Annotated in this window: 24 protein-coding genes and 8 tRNA genes; 3 read left to right on the forward strand and 29 right to left on the reverse strand. The window is 37.3% G+C overall.

All coding sequences use genetic code 11. The annotated features are described in order from the left end of the window. Window positions 1-230 precede the first annotated feature (230 nt). The 20 genes from AO843_RS01505 to acpS form a co-directional block, all read right to left on the reverse strand. Window positions 231-304: transfer RNA gene (locus tag AO843_RS01505), tRNA-Gly, on the reverse strand. A gap of 13 nt (window positions 305-317) precedes the next feature. After that, a tRNA-Arg gene (locus AO843_RS01510) sits at window positions 318-394 on the reverse strand. Window positions 395-411: 17 nt separating this feature from the next. Beyond that, a tRNA-Leu gene (locus AO843_RS01515) sits at window positions 412-497 on the reverse strand. A 68-nt stretch (window positions 498-565) separates the two neighbouring features. After that, window positions 566-638, reverse strand: a tRNA-Lys gene (locus AO843_RS01520). 15 nt (window positions 639-653) lie between these two features. Then, window positions 654-728 (reverse strand) — tRNA-Gln (locus tag AO843_RS01525). 5 nt (window positions 729-733) lie between these two features. Next, window positions 734-809 (reverse strand) — tRNA-Asp (locus tag AO843_RS01530). Between the two features lie 28 nt (window positions 810-837). Then, window positions 838-909 (reverse strand) — tRNA-Glu (locus AO843_RS01535). Window position 910: 1 nt separating this feature from the next. Continuing rightward, a tRNA-Asn gene (locus AO843_RS01540) sits at window positions 911-987 on the reverse strand. 90 nt (window positions 988-1,077) lie between these two features. Next, the gene (locus AO843_RS01545; protein ID WP_054609401.1) at window positions 1,078-1,536 is read right to left on the reverse strand and encodes a SprT family protein; all 459 of its coding nucleotides are present in this window, start codon (window positions 1,534-1,536) and stop codon (window positions 1,078-1,080) included. Between the two features lie 67 nt (window positions 1,537-1,603). After that, the gene (locus AO843_RS01550; protein WP_054609402.1) at window positions 1,604-3,775 is read right to left on the reverse strand and encodes a Tex family protein; all 2,172 of its coding nucleotides are present in this window, start codon (window positions 3,773-3,775) and stop codon (window positions 1,604-1,606) included. 142 nt (window positions 3,776-3,917) lie between these two features. Further along, entirely contained in the window at window positions 3,918-4,703 is a 786-nt protein-coding gene (gene sigB, locus AO843_RS01555) for an RNA polymerase sigma factor SigB (protein ID WP_054609403.1), read from the reverse strand. Then, a complete protein-coding gene (rsbW, locus tag AO843_RS01560; protein ID WP_054609404.1) occupies window positions 4,681-5,151 on the reverse strand; it encodes an anti-sigma B factor RsbW in 471 nt (156 codons plus the stop codon). The genes sigB and rsbW overlap by 23 nt, the downstream gene beginning before the upstream one ends. Next, complete coding sequence (locus AO843_RS01565) at window positions 5,151-5,483, reverse strand: STAS domain-containing protein (RefSeq protein WP_054609405.1); 333 nt, start codon at window positions 5,481-5,483, stop codon at window positions 5,151-5,153. Before AO843_RS01565 ends, rsbW begins: the two co-directional genes overlap by 1 nt. A 63-nt stretch (window positions 5,484-5,546) precedes the next feature. Continuing rightward, window positions 5,547-6,497, reverse strand: a complete 951-nt coding sequence (locus AO843_RS01570; protein ID WP_054609644.1) for a PP2C family protein-serine/threonine phosphatase — start codon at window positions 6,495-6,497, stop codon at window positions 5,547-5,549. 57 nt (window positions 6,498-6,554) lie between these two features. Next, window positions 6,555-6,956 (reverse strand): anti-sigma regulatory factor, encoded by a 402-nt coding sequence (locus AO843_RS01575; protein WP_054609406.1) that lies wholly within the window; start codon window positions 6,954-6,956, stop codon window positions 6,555-6,557. Between the two features lie 340 nt (window positions 6,957-7,296). Then, window positions 7,297-7,647 (reverse strand): type II toxin-antitoxin system PemK/MazF family toxin, encoded by a 351-nt coding sequence (locus tag AO843_RS01580; RefSeq protein WP_008177055.1) that lies wholly within the window; start codon window positions 7,645-7,647, stop codon window positions 7,297-7,299. A gap of 4 nt (window positions 7,648-7,651) precedes the next feature. Next, window positions 7,652-7,915, reverse strand: coding sequence for a hypothetical protein (locus AO843_RS01585; protein WP_004232053.1), 264 nt, complete (start codon window positions 7,913-7,915; stop codon window positions 7,652-7,654). Window positions 7,916-8,234: 319 nt separating this feature from the next. Further along, window positions 8,235-9,356, reverse strand: coding sequence for an alanine racemase (alr, locus tag AO843_RS01590; RefSeq protein WP_054609407.1), 1,122 nt, complete (start codon window positions 9,354-9,356; stop codon window positions 8,235-8,237). A 198-nt stretch (window positions 9,357-9,554) separates the two neighbouring features. Beyond that, complete coding sequence (locus AO843_RS01595; protein WP_054609408.1) at window positions 9,555-10,613, reverse strand: LolA family protein; 1,059 nt, start codon at window positions 10,611-10,613, stop codon at window positions 9,555-9,557. Between the two features lie 124 nt (window positions 10,614-10,737). After that, a complete protein-coding gene (gene acpS / locus AO843_RS01600) occupies window positions 10,738-11,091 on the reverse strand; it encodes a holo-ACP synthase (protein ID WP_054609409.1) in 354 nt (117 codons plus the stop codon). 64 nt (window positions 11,092-11,155) lie between these two features. On the opposite strand from acpS, the gene AO843_RS01605 reads away from it, so the two are divergent. Continuing rightward, window positions 11,156-11,779, forward strand: coding sequence for a rhomboid family intramembrane serine protease (locus tag AO843_RS01605; RefSeq protein ID WP_054609410.1), 624 nt, complete (start codon window positions 11,156-11,158; stop codon window positions 11,777-11,779). 72 nt (window positions 11,780-11,851) lie between these two features. Here the strand turns inward: AO843_RS01605 and AO843_RS01610 are convergent, their stop codons facing one another. The 8 genes from AO843_RS01610 to AO843_RS01645 form a co-directional block, all read right to left on the reverse strand. Further along, window positions 11,852-12,427 carry a GNAT family N-acetyltransferase gene (locus AO843_RS01610; RefSeq protein ID WP_054609411.1) on the reverse strand — a complete coding sequence of 192 codons (576 nt, stop codon included), beginning with the start codon at window positions 12,425-12,427 and terminating at the stop codon, window positions 11,852-11,854. Between the two features lie 108 nt (window positions 12,428-12,535). After that, on the reverse strand, window positions 12,536-14,008 hold the full coding sequence (locus tag AO843_RS01615) for a PH domain-containing protein (protein WP_054609412.1): 1,473 nt from the start codon (window positions 14,006-14,008) through the stop codon (window positions 12,536-12,538). Continuing rightward, complete coding sequence (locus AO843_RS01620; protein WP_082389364.1) at window positions 14,001-14,480, reverse strand: PH domain-containing protein; 480 nt, start codon at window positions 14,478-14,480, stop codon at window positions 14,001-14,003. The genes AO843_RS01615 and AO843_RS01620 overlap by 8 nt, the downstream gene beginning before the upstream one ends. A gap of 122 nt (window positions 14,481-14,602) precedes the next feature. Further along, window positions 14,603-16,144: a degradosome RNA helicase CshA gene (locus AO843_RS01625; protein ID WP_054609414.1), complete on the reverse strand. Its 1,542-nt coding sequence runs from the start codon at window positions 16,142-16,144 to the stop codon at window positions 14,603-14,605. 346 nt (window positions 16,145-16,490) lie between these two features. Then, window positions 16,491-17,183 carry an alpha/beta hydrolase gene (locus AO843_RS01630; protein WP_054609645.1) on the reverse strand — a complete coding sequence of 231 codons (693 nt, stop codon included), beginning with the start codon at window positions 17,181-17,183 and terminating at the stop codon, window positions 16,491-16,493. An 80-nt stretch (window positions 17,184-17,263) separates the two neighbouring features. Further along, a complete protein-coding gene (murF, locus tag AO843_RS01635) occupies window positions 17,264-18,631 on the reverse strand; it encodes a UDP-N-acetylmuramoyl-tripeptide--D-alanyl-D-alanine ligase (RefSeq protein ID WP_054609415.1) in 1,368 nt (455 codons plus the stop codon). Window positions 18,632-18,642: 11 nt separating this feature from the next. Continuing rightward, entirely contained in the window at window positions 18,643-19,722 is a 1,080-nt protein-coding gene (locus AO843_RS01640; RefSeq protein ID WP_054609416.1) for a D-alanine--D-alanine ligase, read from the reverse strand. 114 nt (window positions 19,723-19,836) lie between these two features. Beyond that, the gene (locus AO843_RS01645; RefSeq protein WP_054609417.1) at window positions 19,837-20,589 is read right to left on the reverse strand and encodes a hypothetical protein; all 753 of its coding nucleotides are present in this window, start codon (window positions 20,587-20,589) and stop codon (window positions 19,837-19,839) included. Window positions 20,590-20,928: 339 nt separating this feature from the next. On the opposite strand from AO843_RS01645, the gene AO843_RS01650 reads away from it, so the two are divergent. Further along, window positions 20,929-22,116: an FtsW/RodA/SpoVE family cell cycle protein gene (locus tag AO843_RS01650; RefSeq protein ID WP_054609418.1), complete on the forward strand. Its 1,188-nt coding sequence runs from the start codon at window positions 20,929-20,931 to the stop codon at window positions 22,114-22,116. A 57-nt stretch (window positions 22,117-22,173) separates the two neighbouring features. Here AO843_RS01650 and AO843_RS24790 read toward each other — a convergent pair whose 3' ends face one another. Continuing rightward, window positions 22,174-22,311, reverse strand: coding sequence for an Lmo0850 family protein (locus AO843_RS24790; protein ID WP_004232019.1), 138 nt, complete (start codon window positions 22,309-22,311; stop codon window positions 22,174-22,176). Between the two features lie 334 nt (window positions 22,312-22,645). Here AO843_RS24790 and AO843_RS01655 point away from each other — a divergent pair, with 334 nt between their 5' ends. Continuing rightward, window positions 22,646-23,806 (forward strand): MFS transporter, encoded by a 1,161-nt coding sequence (locus AO843_RS01655; protein ID WP_054609419.1) that lies wholly within the window; start codon window positions 22,646-22,648, stop codon window positions 23,804-23,806. Window positions 23,807-23,896 lie beyond the last annotated feature (90 nt).

Below are 23,896 nucleotides of genomic sequence, written 5' to 3' on the forward strand. Positions count from 1 at the left end.
GTTCGTCCTGAGCCAGGATCAAACTCTCCATAAAAGAAATTTGATTAGCTCAAATTGTTTTGCTGGCATCAATTTTGATGTCCAAAATTTTGTTTCTTTCACTAGCAAGGCTAGCTACTAAAAACTATATTGATTACGTTTTGCTTGTTCAGTTTTCAAGGTTCACACATTGTCCAATCAGACAACTATTTCATCTTATCAAACAACCAAATGGTTGTCAACACTTTTTTTGGAGCGGGTGATGAGAATCGAACTCACGACATCAGCTTGGAAGGCTGAGGTTTTACCATTAAACTACACCCGCATTTTATAAAATTTGGCGCGCCCGGCAGGAGTCGAACCCACAACCTTCTGATCCGTAGTCAGACGCTCTATCCAATTGAGCTACGGGCGCATATATATAATTGACTTTGGTGCGGCCGAGAGGACTTGAACCTCCACGGGGTTGCCCCCACTAGGCCCTCAACCTAGCGCGTCTGCCGTTCCGCCACGACCGCATTCGATTAGTAACTTTCTCATTATACTATAACGATATAGAAAGTCAACCTTTTTCCTTAAGAAAAGATGAGCCATGAAGGACTCGAACCTTCGACCCTCTGATTAAAAGTCAGATGCTCTACCAACTGAGCTAATGGCTCAAATTAAGAAATGAATGGCTGGGGTACTAGGATTCGAACCTAGGCATGACGGAATCAAAATCCGTTGCCTTACCGCTTGGCTATACCCCAATAAGTGGCGGTCCCGACCGGGATCGAACCGGCGATCTCCTGCGTGACAGGCAGGCATGTTAACCGCTACACCACGGGACCATTATTATTGTATTTAAAATTATGAAAATGACCCCTACGGGATTCGAACCCGTGTTACCGCCGTGAAAGGGCGGTGTCTTAACCGCTTGACCAAGGGGCCATGGCTCCGAAGGCAGGACTCGAACCTGCGACAACCTGATTAACAGTCAGGTGCTACTACCAACTGAGCTACTTCGGAATAATTAATGTTATGTTGTCGTTGTTATCTTGTCGACTTTTACTATTATAGGGATAACTCAACAATACGTCAATCTTTTTTTGTTTTTTTTTACTCCAATAATTTAAGCCCCCCTAAACACTTGCTACAACAATACTTTTCAACATTCATTTTTATTTTCCTTACATATAGTCGCTGGCAATTAACACAAGTATATGTGTAGCGTCGCTGTTTTTTAGTAGATGATTTAGAAGTATGTAATGTTGAACAAAAACGTGGTGCATTTACATTTCTTAATAGTTCCCTGAAATCTTTATCTCGATGCTGATATCCCTTACCTTCGATATGTAAATGGTAATGACACAATTCATGAAGTACAATGCCTTGGATTTCTTTAAGACCGTATAACTCATAGGCTTTGGGATTGATCTCGATATTGTGAGATTGTAAAAGATACCGACCGCCAGTTGAACGTAATCTCCCATTAAAATAAGCTTGATGCATAAATGGCTTTTGAAAACTTTCCAAAGAAATTTGACACACAAGCTGTTGTAGCTCCTCATTGTCCATCTTGATCACCTCCAACAACAAGAATACCACACTGTGTAGTATGCACAGTGTGGTAATTATTTATTACTCAATCTATTGTTTGATTTTTAGGCGGAAGCATTGTTAAAGAAATGCGTCCTTTATTTACATCAATCTGTTCTACCCAAACGGTTACAATATCACCTAATGCAACAACTTCTAATGGATGTTTAATACGTCTATTTTGAAGTTTTGATATATGCACAAGTCCATCTTGTTTAACGCCAATATCAACAAAAGCCCCGAAGTCTACTACATTTCGAACAGTTCCCTGTAGCTCCATACCCACTTTTAAATCTTCCATTTTTAATACATCGGTTTTAAGCAATGGCTGAGGAAAGGCATCACGCGGGTCACGACTTGGCTTCATTAAAGTATCTACAATATCTCGAATCGTTACAACACCGATTTCTAGCACATCACTTAATGTTTGGATATTTAAAGCTGCAATAGCTTCTTCTGCTTTCTGCGTCCCAAGCTCTTTTTTATCGATTTTCGCCTCTGCTAAAATTTGTTCAGCAAGATTATAGCTTTCCGGGTGGATACCCGTAGCGTCAAATGGATTTTTCGCCTCAGAGATACGTAAGAAACCAATTGCTTGTTCGTAGGTTTTCGCACCTAGCCTTGGGATTTTTTTTAACTGCACACGCGTAGTAAATTGACCATTTTCTTCGCGAACCTTTACGATATTCTCTGCAACAGTTTTTGATAAACCAGAAACATATTGTAAGAGTGATGAAGAGGCCGTGTTTACATCAACCCCCACTTGGTTAACAGCTGTTTCTACTATAAATGTTAGTGATTCATTTAATTTTTTTTGAGAAACATCATGCTGATACTGACCAACGCCAACAGCTTTTGGTTCAATTTTCACTAACTCTGATAATGGATCTTGTAAACGACGAGCAATGGACACCGCGCTTCGTTGCTCAACCTGTAAATCCGGGAATTCTGTACGGGCAATGTCAGATGCTGAGTAAACAGACGCCCCCGCTTCATTGACAATAACGTAGGCTACGTCAGTAGTTAGCTCGTTCAATACATCCACTATAAATTGTTCTGTTTCACGAGAAGCTGTACCGTTTCCGATTGCAATAATACTTATTGGATATTTAGCTAAAATTGCTTTTACAACAGCTTTTGATTTTGCCACATCTGGTTTAGGTGGATGTGGATAGATAGCAGTAACCTCTAGCATCTTCCCTGTTTCATCTACAATAGCTAATTTACAACCTGTACGATAAGCTGGGTCGACTCCCAAGACATATTTACCTTTCATAGGAGGCTGTAGTAATAGATTACGTAAATTCTCAGAGAAAATATGAATAGCTTGTGTTTCTGCTTTTTCTGTAAGCTCATTACGTATTTCTCTTTCAATAGATGGTTGAATTAAACGCTTGTACGAATCCTCTATAGCCAGCTTCACTTCAACAATAGCAGGAGACGATCCCGTTGCTGGTATCCATTCCTTCCACATGATCATCAATACTCGGTCCACTGGTACACGGATCGAAACTTTCAAAACGTCTTCCTTTTCTCCACGATTTATCGCTAAAATACGATGAGGAACAATACGATTAACAGGTTCCTCATAATCGTAATACATTTCAAATACATTTTTTTCGTCCGTTTCTGCATTTTTTACATTCGTTACAAGTACACCATCTTTCAACGAATAGGAACGAATTTTCTCACGGATAGCAGCATCATCAGCAAAGCGTTCTGCTAAAATATCTCTTGCTCCTGCAAGCGCGTCTTCAGCATTGGCTACCTGATCATTATCCACAAATTTAACAGCTAATTGTTCTAATGTGTCATTACTAAAACCTAATAAAAGTTCTGCAAGAGGTTCTAATCCCTTTTCTTTTGCAATAGTTGCCTTAGTACGTCGTTTTTGCTTATAGGGTCTATATAAATCCTCCACACGCTGTAAGACTGTTGCTGATAAAATGGATTTTTCTAATTCTGGTGTAAGCTTTTCTTGCTCTTGGATTAATCGGATAACCTCTTCTTTACGTTGTTCGAGCTGCTGTATGTAGTGATAACGATCCTCTACAGCTTTAATTTGCACCTCATCAAGGGATCCCGTTACTTCTTTTCGATAACGAGCAATAAATGGTACGGTATTTCCCTCTTCTAATAATTTAATTACAGCATCTACTTGCCCTGGTTTGACCGCTACATCTTTTGCAATGAGCTGTAACATTTGTTTTTGTTCCACATCATCACTACCTTTTTCTTTTCATTTTACCATTACACTTAACTAAAAATGCAAAAAAATAGTCTACCCAGACGAATATGAGTAGACTATTTTCAGTCATTTTAAGGGTGTTAAGTATGATTAACAACACACCATGGATGGATTAGAGCGAAACACCGCCACTTGCTAGAATAGCCTCTTGTAATTTCTTTATTGCTTTTCTTTGTATTCTAGATACATGCATTTGAGAAATTCCTAATCGTTCTCCAGCTTCTTTTTGACTAAGTTGCTCTAAATATGTAAGCTGAATAATTTGTCTTTCTCTTTCATTTAAAACAACCATTGCTTCTGAAACAATCATTCGTTTATCAGTTATTTCATAGCCATCGTCTTCCCTACCTAAAATATCGAACAGCGTAACTGTACTACCATCTGAATCTGACTCTATTGAATGATCCATAGAAAGAGCTTGATAACTACGGCTCATTTCCATAGCCTCTAATACCTCTTCCTCCGCTACCTCTAAACGCTCGGCAATTTCTTTAATGGATGGAGAACGCTGCAATTCAATTGTCAGCGCCTCCACTGTTGTTTTGATTCTCGGGCCTATTTCTTTTATTCGTCTAGGTACATGAACATCCCATGTTTTATCACGTAAAAAGCGTTTGATTTCCCCTACAATTGTTGGCACAGCAAATGCTTCAAAACTACGACCAAAATTTGGATCAAAACGTCTAATTGCACCTAGTAATCCCAGCATCCCTACTTGAACAATATCATCATAATAAGATTTACCATTCGAATATTTCCGTGCTATTGACTCAACTAGATATCGATAATGAATCACTAAGTTCGTTTGTGCTTCATCATCCTCCGTTGACTGGTACAATTCAATCCACTTTAATACATCTTCCTTGGATGAAGATTTATGTAGTGATTCTTTCGACATTTTTTTCCACCTGCTCCCTAGTGACATACTTTGTCATAAAGACAGTTACGCCACCATCGTTATTGATCATCACCTCATCCATCAAAGTTTCCATTAAATATAGTCCTAACCCACCTTCTCTTAGCCCTGCAATGTTTTCCTCAGGATGGTACGGTCCAATCTTAGACTTGATCTCTTCAAAATTAAAACTATTGCCATAATCAGCAATCATCATTTCCATTTTATGGTCATACAACGCACACCCGATGACGATTTCACCTTCTTCATCTTCTTTATAAGCATGGTGTACAACATTAGTCACAGCCTCACTTGCAGCAATTTTTAAGTCTTCGATATCATCATAATTAAAGCCAATCCTACTTGCTAAGCCCGAGACAGTTAACCGAATAACACTGACAAATTGCGGTTTAGCAGGAACTCTAATTTCAATATAGTCAAATTCCTTCATTATCTTAATTCCACCTTTTTATCAGTTTCAATATCCATCAAATCACTTAGACCAGTAATTTCAAACAATCTTTGTAATCTACTCGATAAACCAACGAGCTTCACTTTGCCATTTTCACGTAATGCTCTTTTGTAAAAAGCAACAAAAATCCCTAGTCCCGTACTATCCATGTAATTAACCTTTGATAAATCAAGTTCAACTTCTAATCCTTCTGTAATCTTTACAGCTTCTAATTCCTCTCGTAATCCAGATGCCGTAAACGTATCAATTTCACCCTCAACAAAGCCAAATAATTTATGATCAATTTCTTTAAAATGTATTGTAACGTCCATATAGCACACCTCCACCATATTTGTTAGACTATTTTCTGTTCCCTGTTTCATTAAAACGTAAACCTATTTTTTTAAAATAACTACAGTAAAATCATCAGAAAGTTTAAAATTCTGTACTTTCTCTATCTCTCTATAAAGAAGCTGACACAATTGCTGGGCTGTTAAATACTTATTTTCTTTTATGAGTGCTGTAATAATCTCTCGTGAATTTAAGTCATCCAGTGCTCTAAACTCTGTTACTCCATCGGTCATCATGATGATCAAATCATCTTCCTCTAAAACAATTTCATGAAACGTATATTTTGTTTCAGGCAATACACCTAATAATAAGCCTTTAGCTTCTAAAGAAACAAACTCATCATGCTTTGCCATATAATGTAAAGCCGGTTCATGCCCTGCCGAAGCATAGGAAAATATGTTTTGGCGAATATCTAAGCAACCATAGAACATAGAAACAAACATGCTATCATCAACACCTTTTTCAATTACCCTGTTGATGACTTCTAAAACATATGAAGGATCTTTATAGGCATAACCCAATGTCTCAAGTCCATATTTCACCATCGACATGCATAGGGCGGCAGGTACTCCCTTCCCCACTACATCTGTCACAGCCATACTTAAATACTCTTCTCGATCATGAAAAAAATGTACATAATCACCATTCATTTTACGAATAGGAACAGAGATCATTCCTATATCAATACTGTGCAGCTGGGGTACATGTGATTTTAATAAAGTCTTTTGAATATTAGTTGCGATTTTCATTTCCATCTCGTACTCCGCTTGTTTTTGAAGTAAGCTTTGATGCTCTCGATGTGCCATGCCATAATGTACCATTACTTCAATGAGAAAATCATATGCTGGCTGCGATTCACTCATTCGATCAGGAAATATTTGTTCAACAGCATTTTTATGAATACTCACGACATCCTCTGGAGCTATATTTTTTTGAATTAATTGACGTGTGAAATTTTGAGCAATATATAAGTTTCTTTCCGTTTGATTAACCATATAATCTGACAATATCTTTTTATACTGGGCTTCTAATTGTTTCAATTTCTTCACGTCCTAACGCAGCCATTTTTCTGTCCGTATTATTGTACCCTCTCCAACGACAGATTGAATGTCTAAGTTGTCCATCAATCGCTTAACACCCGGAAGGCCAGCACCTAGTCCCCCAGAAGTAGAATAACCATCCTCCATTACCTTGCGAACATCCTTAATTCCAGGTCCTCGATCAGTTGCAACAACTACGATTTTCTTTTCAGTTTCTGACTCGACCCTTTCAATTTCAATCACACCTATACTCGCATATAAATAGATATTCCTTGCTAATTCACTAATAGCAGTGGTTATACGAGCTTGATCAACAGTGCCAAATCCAAGTGCCTTTGCCTCATTGCGCCCCAGTTGTCTTGCTGCAACAATATCCCACTCTGTAATAATTTCAACCGAAGACTTACTTGTCACTGCTGTCCCTCCATTTCCTTACGGAGTATTACTCTTACACGTTAATTCGACATGCTAAACGTAATTTAAACTTTATAGAATTTATAAATGGAATATTCTATGTATATTTTCATATACCTTTTAGAATTTTTTTAATAATCTATTATTATTAAAAATCTTGTGTATATCTTAAATCTTTTTCTATTATTTATCAAATATGTCTTAACATAATTACGACTAGATTATTTTCCATCCATACAATATCTACCCTCGAAATTAAGCAAAATAAGTAAATGAATAGACGAGACAAAAAAAACATCGAGATATCAATTATCTCGATGCTTCTATACACATATGTATATCAAAATTTAACTAGACCTAAACTGATCATCAGCGCACCATCAACTTTTTCCATCACAGCATGATCAAGTTGCGTAATGCGATCTGTCAATCTTGACTTATCAATTGTCCGCACTTGTTCTAGCAAAATAACCGAATCACGTTCAAAACCATACTTTTCAGCATTGATTTCAACGTGTGTCGGTAACTTTGCCTTTTGAATCTGTGCAGTGATAGCCGCGATGATGACAGTCGGACTAAATCGATTGCCAATATCATTTTGAATAATCAGCACCGGCCTAGTACCCCCTTGTTCAGAGCCTACTACCGGTGATAAATCTGCAAAAAAAACGTCACCACGTTTTACATTCAAAGTGTCATCCCCCGCTAACGAGACGCTCCACCATATGTTGTGCTTCATATTCTGCATGCAAGCATTCACTCGCGATCATTAAATTAATATGAGACATTTCAACATATCCTTTAATCATAGCTTCCCGTATTTGATTTGGTTGCTCCTGCATTAAATTTTTGCGCGCCAAAATACGCACAAAAGATTCACCTTCAATTACTTCCTTTGTTTGTAGAAATAGTCTGTCTTGAACAGCAATTGTAGCTTCTCTTAACTTTTTCTCGTACACAGCAAGCACCTCCAACGGAACCATACACTTTTCATTACTTCCCATTCTATCATTGAAAGATATTGTTGAAAAGACATGAAATGACAAAATATCTGACAATTTGAAGTACAAATTGTAAAAATATGTTGGCTGTCGAAGGTATATGCCGAATAATTATTATTGCAATACATTACCAGTTATGAATCATCTAACATTTGGAAAAGAAATAAGATCTCCAGTGCTAATTAATTTACCAAATTCAACATTACACTCTGGCATGAATGCACATTACATTACACTAAATATTGAACGTTAAAATATATTGGCATAAGGGTGTACATTAAAAGTATATTCTAGGAACTCTTGCTGTTATAATGCATGGTATTTCATAATTAATGGTTTCAAGCCTTGCTGCCCATTCATCCATAGAGATCCTATTCTGTCCTTGATGGCCAATAAGTGTTACCTTCTCACCTATAGCATATGCTTTTGGTAGAGCAACCATACATTGGTCCATACAAATTCGTCCAACAATCGGCATTCTCTGTCCATCAATTAATACCTCTTGTCCACCTAACTTTCGAATAACACCATCTGCATAGCCTATTGGAATAGTTCCAATCCACATATCTGTAGGTGCAACATACGTAGCGCCATAGCCGACCGATTCGCCTGTTTTTATTTGCTTCACATGAACAAGTTCACTTTCAAGCGAAAACGCAGGTTTTAGGGCAAAGGGTAATATATTTTCCACATAGGTGGACGGTGACAAACCATACATTGAAATTCCATATCTAACAGCATCATATTGTAAGTAAGAATTCTTTACTAATGAAGCTGCAGTATTTGATGCATGCACAAGCGGTGGCTTCATAGGTATTACAGCTAAACAGTTCTCAAAAAATTGAACTTGTTGATCGAAATGAGTCGTATCTTTCTCATCTGCTGTTGCAAAGTGCGTAAATATTCCATTCAGCTCTACATTGTCAGTAGACTCTATTGTTTGATACAGCTCTAACAATTCTTGATCAGAACGGATGCCAATTCTACCCATACCACTATCTACTTTAATATGTAGTTGCAAAGATAGCGCTTCATTCGCTATAAGCGGAGCTGCTTGCTGTACCCAATCACTATCAAACACGGTAAGCATTATACGCTGTTGAGCTGCAAAAGGGGCAAAGGAAACTGGAGATGCACCTAATATTAGTATGTCTGGTTCTTTAAAATGTGCTCGAATATGTAATGCTTCATCGGGTGTTGCCACTGCTAGTATTGTGGCACCAGCCTCAAGAGCTGCCTGTGCTACGGCTACATCTCCATGACCATATGCATTCGCCTTTACTACAGCAATTATTTGAACATTAGGTCGTAAAAAACTTTTTAAATTTTTGACGTTTTGTTGGATTGCTTGTAAGTCTATCGTTGCTTTGGTTGGTCGAAAATACTGCTGTGTCTTCATAAGAATACCCTCTTTATTTTTAATTAAAACATTATGTATTATATACATATTTTTTATATAGCTTGTACAATTAAACGTTTTTTAGTCCTGAACTTTCACTTTAAAGGAAATCACTTAACATTTTCTAAACAGCAGGCTTTCTTTTAAATTGTCAATAAGCTACAGCTTTCGTAAACTAGAAAGCTGTAGCTAGATAAGTTACTTCATACTACTTATCGTCATAGATGTAGCAACTTCAATCATTTCATCTCGCGTTAGTTTACTTGAAGCTACAAAGAATTCAACACCATCTTTTTCCCAACTAATCGAAGTATCTGTAATAGCACCTATTGTAAAGCCTAAGTCTACTGGATCACCAGGTGATGATACTGGTAGCATAGAGTTTTCCTTTGACACTGGTTGCTGCATAACTGTAAATGCTTTATCTCCCTCAAATGTTAAGATAACGCGTTCCATTCCACTTTCTTGAACGACTTTTTCATTCGCCAATTGTGCCCAGTTCACTACAGGATAATGTGTTTGGAATTCCTGATACTCTACATCTGCGCCAACTGCTTCTTGGTCTTCTTTTTCTTCTTTACCATCTTTATCAGCAGGTGTAGCTTGTTCACCTTTAGTGTTATCTTTATCTGTAAATTGTTCAACTGCGTACTCTTTTGCAGCATGCTGTACGCCTAATTTAATTTTCTTAAATGTAATGCGAATTTGCTCTTCTTTCACATCATTCATAATGACAACAGAAGTTGGCAATAATGTTTTCTTATCTACCGTAATTACCTGATGAGGCATACTATTTTTATAGCTATTTCTAGTAGCCGCTTCAAATATATATGCTTTTTCTTCCTCTTTCATGACAAGATTTTTATCTTCAGCTAAATCTTCTGCTAGAGCGCCTATCAAATAGGCTTGACTATTTTTCTTAGGCCAATCACTTTGGAATTTATACATTTTGTTTAATGTTGGTGTGACAACAAAAACGCCATCCGCATTACGCACAATCATTTGTGAAACATCTTTTCCACTTTCCATTACTTCTACTCGATAGAAATCAGGCTTTGTATGCCATACTGTCACATTATAATTTCTAGGCTCCCCACCTGATTTAATCTCCATCGTTGCGTTTAACTCATAGCCATTTGTCTCTGCCCATTTCCCATTCACTTTCTTCAACACTTTTTCCTGTGAGGCTGTACCACATGCCGACAGAAGTAATATCGTACAAAGTAAGACGAGCCATTTAACTATTCGGTTGCCCACGTTTTCACCCTTTCTTCTTTCAAATCCACTACGACAATATATGAACCGTATTTGTCAGTTATGTCATTTGAAGAAAAGGCAATATAGTTAAATTTGCTGGCCAACCTTTTAGACAAGTTCATCCTTATTCTAATAAGATTACTTGAGCAGCTGCATATTGCTTGGAATGAGTAATACTAACAAAACCATTGACAAGCTCTTCCTTAAAATATAAAACAGGATTCCCAGCCTCTCCTCTTAATATTTCCATATCATGAAGTTTACATTGTTCCCCTATGCCAGTACCCATTGCTTTCGAAAATGCTTCTTTAGCAGCAAATCTTCCTGCTAAAAACTCTATTTTACGAGTTTCTGAATATCCATCAAATAAAATTTTTTCCCTTGCTGTTAAAATGCGTTCTTTAAATTTATCTGTACGCTTCATCGCTTTTTCAATACGGTCTATTTCTACAATATCAAGACCAATTCCCTTAATCATGTGACCTTCTCCTTTACCTATTTCCAACAAGGCATGTATAATAATTGTAAATTGAGGTGGAGCCATGTTTAGTAGAACAGAAAATTTTAAGCAATATACAAAGTATTACCCTATTGTATCAACGTTAATAGCAATCAATTTAATTCTTTATGTATTGTCTCTTTTACCCGGCGTAGGAACTCTTTTGTGGAATTACGGAATCCAGGCGAATTTCCTGATTCAAAATGGTGAGTGGTGGCGTGTATTCTCTGCTATGTTTTTACATGCTGGATTTATGCATATGTTTTTTAATATGTTTTCCTTATATCTTTTTGGACCAGAGCTTGAAAAAATCGCAGGCAAAGCACGTTTCATTACAATTTATTTAGTATCTGGTATTGTAGGCAACATGGCAACCTATATATTCTATAATAGTAATTATACGAGTCTTGGTGCAAGTGGGGCTATTTTTGGAATTTTTGGTGCTTTTGGGGCATTAGTTTATTATACTCGTAGAACAATGCCAATGCTTCGTAAGCTCATTTTACCAATCATCGTTATCAGTGTCATCATGACTTTTCTTCAACCCAATGTAAACGTCAATGCACATTTAGGTGGTTTAGTAACTGGATTTATACTCGGGCTTATCTATTTACATCCAAAAAGAATTTTAAGCTGGCGTAAACAAAAAATGGCGGGTAAATCGTAATGTAAGAGAGGAGCAGCTCCATGAGTCATAATTAGATCCCATGGCACTGCTCCCCTTTCTATTTATAGCCTTTTACAAAGCTACGGTAGCCTCATTGGCCATCTTAATTTTTTTCCATTCTGCTGCTGTTAATCCATAAACAACTTGGTCTACATGATGATCATACAGCCACTCAGCATCCCTTAACCGTCCTTCTTCATGAAAACCCAAAACTTTTGGAATCGTACGGCTGCGAATATTTCCAACCGCTACCCTCACTTCAATACGATTTAGCTTTAAATAATTAAAGGCGTAATCAATTAATGTTTTCATTGAATTTGTTACGAGTCCCTTACCAACAAACTCATTCCCTAACCAATAGCCAATGCTTGTCCATTTATGTTGCCAGTTGATTTGATGATACCCTATCACACCAGCGAGCTGTCCTTCATAGTAGATGCCGGCCTGTATGCCATTGTTATCTGCATATTGTTGCATGGCCTTTTTTACAAATACCTCTGTATCCTTAACTGTCTGAACACCATCTACAAAAGGCAGCCATTCACGTAATGTCCCCCTTGAACGATCCGTCAATGCAAATAATTCATGAACATCACTTAAATCCAATAACTTCAAATAAGCGCTTTCATTAATATCATATTTAAACAAAGTCCCCACCCCTTTTGTTCTATTTATTTTATTATAAACAGCATGACCCGATTTTTATAGATAAAAAAAGCTAATCCTTCCATAAAATTGAAAGGTTTAGCTTTATGTTTAATGTTCATACCAAGATAATATGGTTTCAGCATCATGTTGCTCCAGGCTTGAGACACTCCCCGTTGTACCAGATGCACCCGACATGACTGTCGCTTTTATAGACATAACATTCTTTCTTTTTTGAAAGTACGATTGTGTACTTCCCATAGATTGTATTCGTTTTTTCTCCATTATCAATGTTACTCGACTAAATACTCGATATTGCAAAGCCAGTTGCTTTCCATCGATTTGATAGCCTGCTGTTTTATGCTGCCAAATACCAAGTAGTATCGTTAATGGAATTAACAATAATGATAATAGACCATATGGGTAGAAGAAATAACTGCATGCGCCAATAATAGGGACAAGCCAGATAAAATCTATGCGATAGAAGAACGATCTTGCCTTTTTTGGTGAGCGAGTAAATGAAGGGTACCAATTCATTTCTGGGAAAAGATGCTCTAACGACTCCATACAATCTTGTTTCTTAATGAGTGGAAACAAGGTAATTTTTTTATCCATCCCGTCTTCACCGTTACCACCAGCACTTTCTACAACGACCGTAGCAAAGCCTGTTAATTGACGTAATGGATTTTCAACAATCCGAATCGCTTGAATTCGATTTAAAGGTAAAGTTATACGCTTTTTTTCTAAAAGTCCTTTAGTAAGAATAAGCTTATCTTCTTCAATACGGACTGTATAATCATAATAATTAATCAGGGTGATAAGGACGGAAACAACCCAGGCTACAATTAAAATGAACATTACGGTTAGCGCCACTAAAAATGCCCCGATTTTTACAAAATCAGCTAACTCATGAAAAACAGTCTCATAAGGAATAATATCTGAAAACTGAGAGGCAATAGCGGCAAGCCCCGATAGCACAACGCCAATCCCGCCCGAAGTTGTGGCTAATACAAGTAAATCACGCATGGACATATGGTAAATAGCTGGTGTGGAAACTGACTCTTCTACAACTTCCTCCTGCTCTGCATGCAGTGGATTCACACCTTCATTTTTTGCACGCCGCATTTCTAATTCGATAACATCTGCAGCTGCTTTTCGAATTGCGGTAAGCTCTACTTCAGGTTTACCTCCTTTACTGCCAGCTGTTTCTACCTGAACTTTGACTAATCCAAAAATACGATGAAAAATTCCCTCATTGTAGTTCAAGCTTTGAATACGTTCAAAAGGAATATAACGCTTCTTTTTAACAAACAATCCATACTTTATGCGTAGTTCCCCATCCTCAAACCAATAAACAAATGTCCGCCATTTTATAATGCCTCCCATCAATGCAAGGAGTGCGGCTACTCCCCATACACCGAAAAGTAAAATGGTATCAAAAAAATGATCACTACGAAAATTTAGTGAGAAATTAAAGCCGTTACTTATGATAATTATCGCAATTGGTAATATCATACTTTTCAATGCTTTAACGCTCGTAATCACTGCTGATATTGGATGTAAACGATTAATTTCCTTAGACATCATCTTCCGCCACCCTTGCTAATTCAGAGATACGAGCACGAAGTAAATCTGCTTCATCCATGACAAGTGCAGGAATTGTATGTACGGTTGCTGCTGTTGATATGGAAATGTTACCCAAGTCATGCTTTTTTAATATCGGTCCCTGTGTCGTATCAACATGTTGGACACGTACCATTGGTATGAGCGTACGTTTCACTACAAATAAGCCATGTTGAACTTCAATTTCATGTTCACGGACCTCATACCGCCATCGTTCCCATCTAATTTTCGGAAAAATAAAAACTGAAAGTACGGCACTTAGTACTACAATTGCCCCAGCTATGTAGTAAATAAATAAAGGCCATTCAAAATAATAAGTCCCATAGCTTACTAACACGGCTACAATTAATAGCACCAATGTTTGTATGACTCCATATAAGCGCCATACAGTTAACCCTTTACGGGAAATTTGATGAATTGGTTGAGCTCTCAATGTCATTCCCCCTCTTTTCTATATTATGTTATACGGAATCAGTTACCGTTTCGTTTCAACTATATACGAAAAAAAACCTTACAGCCAGTACGACTGCAAGGTTTAAATATCCACATATAAAATTAATCTTCGTGGCGTCGAGGAGAACGAGAACGACCTTGTCCACCTTCACGACGGCCTCCTTCACGGCGACCCCCGTCTCGACGGCTATTGCCATTGCTATTGCCATTGCCATTGCTATTACGGCGATCTCCACTGCGAGAGTCACGACGTCCGCCAAAGTTACGATTACCACCACGACCACGATCTCCGCCACGATTACTGCTAGAACGCTCACGACGCATTGGTAATGGACGTTCTTCTGAAATTGCAACCGGTGTATCGTCTGGCTCTTTCGTTAATGAGCGAAGAGCTGCTGCTACAACGTCAACGGCTTCATGATTATCAAGTATTTCTGCCGCAAGTATACGGTAATCACCTAAGTTGTTATTAGCAATAAGCCCTTCAAGTGTATCAACAGCTAATCGTTGTTGACCCACTAATGCTTCATCAGTTGTTGGTGGACGAAGAGGTGTCATGCGTTTCTTCGTAGTTTCTTCTACGATACGTAAGTAACCCATTTCGCGTGGTGTTACAAATGTTACAGCAAGACCTGATTTACCTGCACGACCTGTACGACCGATACGGTGAACATAAGATTCAGGATCTTGTGGAATATCGAAATTGTATACATGTGTGACACCAGAAATATCAAGACCACGTGCCGCTACATCTGTCGCAACAAGGATGTCAATTTTATTTTCTTTAAATTGACGCAATACAGAGATTCGCTTAGCTTGACTTAAATCACCATGAATACCTTCAGCTAGGTAACCACGAATTGATAAAGCTTGTGCTAGTTCATCTACACGACGTTTTGTACGACCAAAAATAATAGCAAGTTCTGGTTGATGCACATTTAATAAACGAGATAAAACATCGAATTTTTCACGTTCAGCAGACTTCACGAAATATTGTTCAATATTATCAACTGTTAATTCTTTCGCTTTAATTTTTACGATTTCTGGATCACGCATAAATGTTTCCGCAATTTTACGGATTGCTGGTGGCATTGTTGCTGAGAACAGTAATGTTTGACGCTCAGTTGGTACGTTTTCTAAAATGGCATTAATATCATCGATAAAGCCCATGTTTAACATTTCATCTGCTTCATCCAGTACTAATGTTTGCACATCTTCTAATTTTAACGTACGACGATTAATATGATCAATAATACGTCCTGGCGTACCAACAATGATTTGAGGTCTATTTTTCAGTGCACGGATTTGACGGCCAATTTCTTGCCCACCGTAAACTGATAATAATTTCACACGTTTATCATAACCAATCTTGTAAAGCTCTTCAGATACTTGAATGGCTAATTCACGAGTTGGAGCAATAACTAATGCTTGGATATTAGGGTTTTTTGGGTCAATTTTTTCAATTAGTGGAATCCCGAAAGCGGCAGTTTTACCAGTACCAGTTTGTGCTTGACCTAACACATCACGGCCTTCGATAGCAAAACGAATAGTACCTTCTTGGATTGGTGTTGCTTCTTCAAATCCCATACGCTTTACTGAGCGTAATGTAGATTCGCTAATATTTAATTCTGAAAAATTTGTCAAACTTCTCAATCTCCTTTTTTTCCTTTTAAGTTGACAAATGGTTACATTTTCAGATGAAGTTGTCGGCAAATTCGAGCCTGTGTAGTGGAACGTTTCCGTTACTTAAAAATTCTCTCTACATGATCGTAGAGCTCTCTTATATGAAAAGGAAAGCCCGGTCTTTACCGAGCGGTTCGATTCTGTCGTAATTATTCACTTTAGAATAAAACCGTTGTGTTCAAAAAAAAGTACTCTTCAACCAAATATGAAGAGTCTTCGCACAAAATGTATCCATTGCTTACACTAGTCTAACATGGCTTTAAAACGTATGCAACGATAACGCATGAGTCGTAATAATCTGACTACTTCATATCTCCTTCAAAAACAGCAAAACCTTTGGAAACCAATCGGAGCAATCTTCCTCAAGACATATATGATGCTTGCTATTATCAGAAAAATACAAAATTTTATTTCTTGAAGCCAATTCGTCAAAAAGAAATTGCGCTGTATGATAAGGTACTATTCCATCCAGTTTCCCCTGCACTATAAAAGCAGGAGTTTTGATATGTCGATAATATGGCTCCACTATTCTAACCAATTTCATAAATTCGATGGTTGAAGCTAATGGCACATTATTAAACTTATGTCGATAACGTAAAAACAGCTCATTACTTGGTAAATTATGATGATAAGCATCTGAAGCAAGCATTTTGAAATCTTTGATCAATTGTTTAGGACTTACATATTTGGCAGCGGCACTCAATAATACTAGCTTTTTTACTTTATAACGTTTTGCTAAATATAAGGCTATGATGCCTCCCATTGAAAATCCAACAACGATTACCTCATCTACTTTTTTAGCTAATGTCCGAAAGGCAAGCTCTGCATCCATTAACCAATGCTTTGCAGTAAATCCACTCATATGCAATGCATCACCATGCCCTGACAATGTTGGTTCTACAATGAGCCAATCTGTATGTGTCCGTAAGTATGCTGAAAACGGTTCGATCTCATAGGGACCACCCGAAAACCCATGAATGCATAGTACACCTATTGACAAATCCTTCACCTCGTTTAACAAAAAAAACCCTCTTAATTGAATGAATCGGTGAGCGTTTTGTCCCACCGATTCATTGTAAACTATGCTGTAAATGCTTTTAAAATTATCTCTAATTTCATACCACGCGAACCTTTAAGTAAAACAATAGATGACTTATTAGCAAGTTCTAGCTTTTCTATAATAGCTGTATAATCCTCTTCTTCATACAATAGCCGTCCTGCTTCAAAGCGCTCTTTTAATATTTCATTAAGGTAAGTCATTCGAGGACCAAATAGACAGATATAATCGATTTCATGCTCGTTTATATGCTCCGCCAGCTCTTCATGAAAACTTTGCTCATTCGGTCCAAGCTCCAGCATATCCCCTAATACAAGCCATTTTTCAGGCCGAATAGTTGAAGTAGCCATAAATTGAATGGCAGCTTTAACGGAGGTTGGAGCAGCATTATAGGCATCGTTAATAAATAATGCACCATTCGTACCTTGTACTTGTTGCATCCTCATATCTGTTAATACTACATGTTCTAAGGATGTACGAATTTGCTCATTATTTAAACCCAGCTTCTGGGAAATTAACATCGCAACTAGTGTATTCTTTACTTGATGCTTTCCAAGTACAGAAATCGAAAAGTCACCCTCTATAATACCGTGCGTAGTAAAGGTACTACCTTCAGCATTAGCGTAAATATTATCAGCATATAAAAGGTTATCTGACTCTAATCCAAACGCTACTGCATTAAGATGCTGTTCCTTTGCCACTAGTTCCTGTAGCAATGGTTCATCCCCATCATAGAATAATAGACCCTCTGGCTGCATTCCTCGAATAATTTCAAACTTTGCCTGTGCGATACCTGCACGGGACCCTAAGTCCTGCATATGGGCTTCCCCTATGTTTGTAATAACCGTCATGTGTGGACGTGCAAGCTTTGTTAAAAATTCAATTTCGCCAAATCCACTCATACCCATTTCAAGGACAGCAACATCGGTATCTTCATCAAGTTGTAAAAGGGTAATTGGTAAACCTAATTGATTATTAAAATTCCCAATTGTCTTTTGTACCTTAAAAAATGGTGCGAGTGTACCCGCTAAAATATCTTTTGTTGATGTTTTACCGTTAGAACCAGTAATGCCAATAAATTTAGCTTTATGTTCATTGCGATAAGCTCGTGCCATTTCCTGCAAAGCTGTTTCTGGATCATCTACAAACAATAAAGGTACACCTTCTGGAGGATTCGGTTCATCTTTTTGCCAGAGAGAAGCACCTGCACCTTTCTCGAACGCTTGAGCTACGAATCGATGTCCATTTGTATGTTCACCACGAAATGGCACAAATAAGTCACCGTGTTGAATGGATCTTGTATCAATGGAGATCCCTGATACAACCGTATCATCGTAAGCCGACATATCTTCATTTAACCATGCAGCTAATTGTTTTAATGTTTTTTTCACAATAATCCCACTCAGTCTTTTTTATAGTGAAGCTGTTGTTTTTCTTTATAACGTTCAATAGCTAACGTAATCAAACGATTAATCAGCTCTGGATAGCTTACATTTGTATGTTGCCACAGTAGTGGATACATACTTACTGGCGTGAAACCAGGCAGGGTATTCACTTCATTAATGTAAACGCTGTTATCAGCTGTTACAAAAAAGTCTGCACGCACTAAACCGCTACCATCAATCGCCTTAAATGCACGTTTTGCCAATTCTTTTAAGCTTGATTCTGTTTCCTCCGGTAGTTCAGCTGGAATGATAAGTGCTGTGGAACCGTCCTTATACTTAGAATCGTAATCATAAAAATCTGTAACAGGTTTAATTTCACCAGGTACCGAAACTTCAGGATAATCATTTCCTAACACGGCAAGTTCAATTTCTCGAGCGATAATGCCTTGCTCGACAACAATTTTGCGATCGTACTGTAAGGCAACCTCAATGGCTTTTATTAATTCATCTCGGTTTGTAGCTTTGCTAATCCCAACACTAGATCCTAAGTTTGCAGGTTTCACAAACATTGGCCACTTCAATCTTTCTTCACAGCGTTCAATGATTACCTGTTGTTCATTCTTCCACTCACTGCGAATAAAGTACGTATAGGGCACTTGTGGTAAGCCAGCAATCTCGAATAATTGCTTCATGACTACCTTATCCATTCCCGCAGAAGAAGCTAAAACCCCATTTCCTACATAGGGTAGATTTAAAACCTCTAGTAAACCTTGCACCGTTCCATCCTCACCATTGGTACCATGTAACAATGGAAAAATAACATCGAACTGCACCGAATTGCCATGATTATCGATTAAAAAATCAGTAATATTATTTTCTAAAATCGTAGTATTATCACCAAATTGCAGTTCTTCGATCGTGCTTACAGGCTTTTCCAAACGATCTCCGCGTCGCCATTCTCCTTCAGATGTTATGAAAATCGGATATACTTCATACTCCTCGAAATTCAAAGCACCAGTGACTGCACGAGCTGTTGATAATGACACCTCATGCTCCGCTGACTTTCCGCCGTATAATAAACCGATTCTTTTTTTCATTTTTGTGCCCTCCACATACTTCTTGAGTACTATTAGTTTATCACGAAACGTCTTGACAAATGACATAAAAATCCCACCGTAATTTTCGACGGTGAGATTTGAGTGTATATTTCGTTAAATAATATAAATCAATTCATCGTGCTCAGTTTTCAAAATGGTATTTAAATCATCCCAAACTTCATCGGGAAAAGAATATTCCGATAGGTTACGAACTTCTATTCCGTAAGCCACTTTTGGTTTTTCAATACGGTATAACGATAATAGCGCACCGTCTTTAGCAAAGGAGCGATAAGAACGCAAGAAATCAGGTGATATGGCAGGAATACTCGATTTTGCTTTCCGACGCCAAAAACCAGAGCTACGTTCCTTTTCACGAATTAAACTATTAAAAACATTTGCAACCAATAAATCCGAATCACTTAAATGACGGAAATAAATTTTTGTCATTTTCTCTAAATCTGAAGAATAATAGACGAATCTATTTTGCAATTTGTTAAAAAATGCAGATGTAATTGGTTCTTTTTTATGACTTATGTAGAGCAATTCTCCCTGTTCCATTGGTGTTAAATGGTCTAGCCTCTTCTCATCCATAAAATCAACCCAACATAATTCCTTTGTCTCCGCTGATTTTTTTACAAAATGAGGCACCTCTTCATCCAATACATATTCAAATTGTGTATGCATATTAAAAGAACCGTCTTCATAGGAATGTTTTAATAATAGTAAGTGATGCAGTGGTTCAAGTGCAGCCACAAATTGCGAGAATTTTAACCCGCTAAAAATGACAAATTTATCGACTTCATTCATATGAACATAAATATGATACATAAAATCATCAGCTGACTTTAATTTTTTAGCCACAACCATCACCCCATTCTTCACTACATTATAAGACTAAACTCGATTTTTTTGAAACATTTTATGTTAATTGTCGTCACAACTATATACGCAGGCATAAAAGTGTTTTTTGCGTTATAATAGGAATGTTAAACATGCATTTGCATATAGGTTTTTGATTACTCAATGAGTATAATTATTTGCTTAAAAGTTCCATTGACAATGATCATAGCAAGTTGCAAGCTTATCAGTAGATGTTAGTTCTTCTGATTATGAATTTGCTCTATTCTTTCAACATTATAAACGAAAATGGATGAAATGCATTACATTTACTCATATTGAGATACTATTTTAATTTAGGTGGATTTTATGGAAAATAAACGGAACTTTGCTAATCGTTTTGACTGGACCCTTGCTTTTATTCTTTTCACTTTTCTAGTCATTAGTTTGTTAGCTATTGCGTCTGCCCAAACATCAGGTCAATATGGCATCAATTACGTTCCAAAACAAATGCAATGGTATGTGATTGGTGCAGTTATAATTGGCATAGTGATGTTTTTCGAGCCAGATCAATATAAAAAAATGTCATGGTATATGTATGGAGCAGGGATTGCCTTATTGGTACTGCTTATTTTTATGCCTGAGGGAGAAGGACAAATTGGTGCACCAGTTAATGGTGCCAAAAGCTGGTATCATACACCGCTTGGAAATATTCAGCCTTCTGAGTTTATGAAAACTTTTTACATCTTAGCACTGGCACGATTAATTAGTAAGCATCATGAAGTCTATTCCTTAAGATCGTTAAAAACAGACTTTTTATTATTAGGAAAAATCGGTATAACCCTATTTGTTCCATTGGCAATTATTATGAAACAGCCCGACCTTGGTTCAGCACTTGTATTCTTCGCCATTACTGCTGCCCTGATCATTGTAGCGGGGATATCCTGGAAAATAATTTTACCAACATTTTTAGGTGGCGTAGTAGCAGGTGGCTCATTACTATGGATGGCTCTTTATATGCAAGATTTCTTAGAGAAAACATTCGGTTTTAAAACCTATCAGTTTGCTCGTATCTATTCTTGGCTAGATCCCTACTCCTATTCTTCTAGTGATGGTTATCATTTAATAACATCGTTAAACGCCATTGGCTCAGGTGAAATTTTCGGTAAGGGATTTCGAAATCGAGAAGTTTATGTAGCAGAGAACCATACCGATTTCATTTTTACTGTAATCGGTGAAGAATGGGGTTTTATTGGTGCCAGTATTGTTATTTGTATTTTCTTCTTACTAATTTATCATTTAACAAAAACAACACTCTTATTAAAGGATCCATTCTCGACATATGTCTGTGCTGGTATTATCGCCATGATTACCTTCCACGTCTTCGAAAATATAGGAATGACGATTCAACTATTACCGATCACAGGTATTCCACTTCCGTTCATCAGCTATGGAGGAAGTTCATTAATGGGAAATGCTTTAGCTATCGGTCTTGTCTTTAGTATGCGGTTCCACTATAGGACGTATATGTTTACAACACAAGATGAAGATGAATAAATATAGAAAAAGGGAAGCCTCTATTACTGAGACTTCCCTTTTTCTATTGTAAACGAGTTAAGCTTGAACTTGCGGTGTCTGCGTTGGTGGTGTTAGCACTTTTAAAAGTTCTAGTCGAGACTTTGTTACAGTGGCTGTTACACCCAACTTAGATAAATTCGAAACAATCTTTTTCAAATCTACTTCTTTCGTCATACATTCCACCTCAATCTTTCCTCGATTTTATATAACGTTTAATTGGCAAAAAAGTTTCATTTTTCTATGAGTATGATGTCTGACAAGTTTATCATACCACTTAACTTTGCTTTAAAATTTTTCATTTTTGTGACATTGTAAATTATTATACCCATCACTATTCACCACCAAACATTTATAAACTAACCTAAATCGCTACATTTTATTCATTTACTTTATCTCTCAACAAAAAATAAGTTGTCTATCCATGTTTCTCCTGCCGTATTCTTGTAATAGCAAGAACAACAAGGGTAGAATATACATATTGAAATATTGTATGAAAGCAGGGAACTGTATGAAAAAGGCAATTCTATTATTAATGTCTGTTCAATTCCTCGTTTACCTAGGTTTTGGCATTATTATTCCTGTCTTACCAGAGGTTATTGTGCAGCAAAACTGGGATGACCTCCATGTCGGTGGGTTACTAACAGTTTATTCACTAGCAAGCTTTTTCACTGCGCCACTTTGGGGCATGCTATCAGATAAGGTAGGACGTAAACAGCTCATCTTAACAGGACTAATCGGTTTTAGCCTGAGCTTTGTTATTTTTTCATTATTTATCGATAACCTAGCTATTTTGTATGTTTCCCGCATTGTTGGAGGATTATTTTCAGGAGCTCTATATACAGCTGTAACAGGATTTATTGCAGATATGTCTAGTGAGGAAACACGTAATAAATATATGGGCTTTATGGGCATGTCCATTGGTCTAGGATTTATTTTTGGTCCAGCAATCGGTGGGGTGTTAGGGCATTATAGCCTGCAATTACCGTTTATCGCCTCAGCTATATTAATTGCACTATTATTTATTTATGCAAGTTTCGTCTTAAAAGAACCTGAAAAACGAAAAGATTCAAATAAACGTGCTATTGTGCCAAAAGGTGCTGGGAAGATGCTACAATATCGTGTGCGTTACTTATTTATGTTTTCGTTTTTAGTAACTTTTATGTTGGCAGGTGTAGAAGCTACATTCCAATTGTTCCAAATCGAGAAAATTCAAATTACACCATTACAAATCGGTTATTTATTTATGTTTAGTGGCTTCGTTGATGCGGCAATTCAAGGTGGTGTCGTTCGACGTATTAAAAATGGCAGTGAGACAACTTGGTTAATCGGCGCTCAAATTGTAACTGCCATTGGGATGTTATTATTCACATTGACCGCTAATCTATTTATCGCAGGGCTAGCACTATGTGTCTTCACAGCCGGAAATGCACTTGCTAGAACATGTGTTGTTTCACTTTCCTCTAAAGAATCCGGTGGACAATATGGAACAGCTGCAGGACTTTCATATTCTATGGATAACTTAGGACGCATACTTGGACCGCTATTTTTCACATGGTTATTTACAATGCATGCAAGTCTCGGTTACTATACATCGGCAGTTATCGCCATTCTTTCTATCAGCTTCATTTTTATCTTTAAAGCCTCTAAAAAATCTTTACGTTTTGAATAAATATTTAAGAATCCCATGGGACAATGACTGACCAGCAATTCGGATTATCTCTGACAATTTTAAGAGGTAATCCTTTTCTATGCTAACTAG

This window comes from Lysinibacillus sp. ZYM-1 (genome assembly GCF_001308875.1).
Classification (GTDB): Bacteria; Bacillota; Bacilli; order Bacillales_A; family Planococcaceae; genus Lysinibacillus.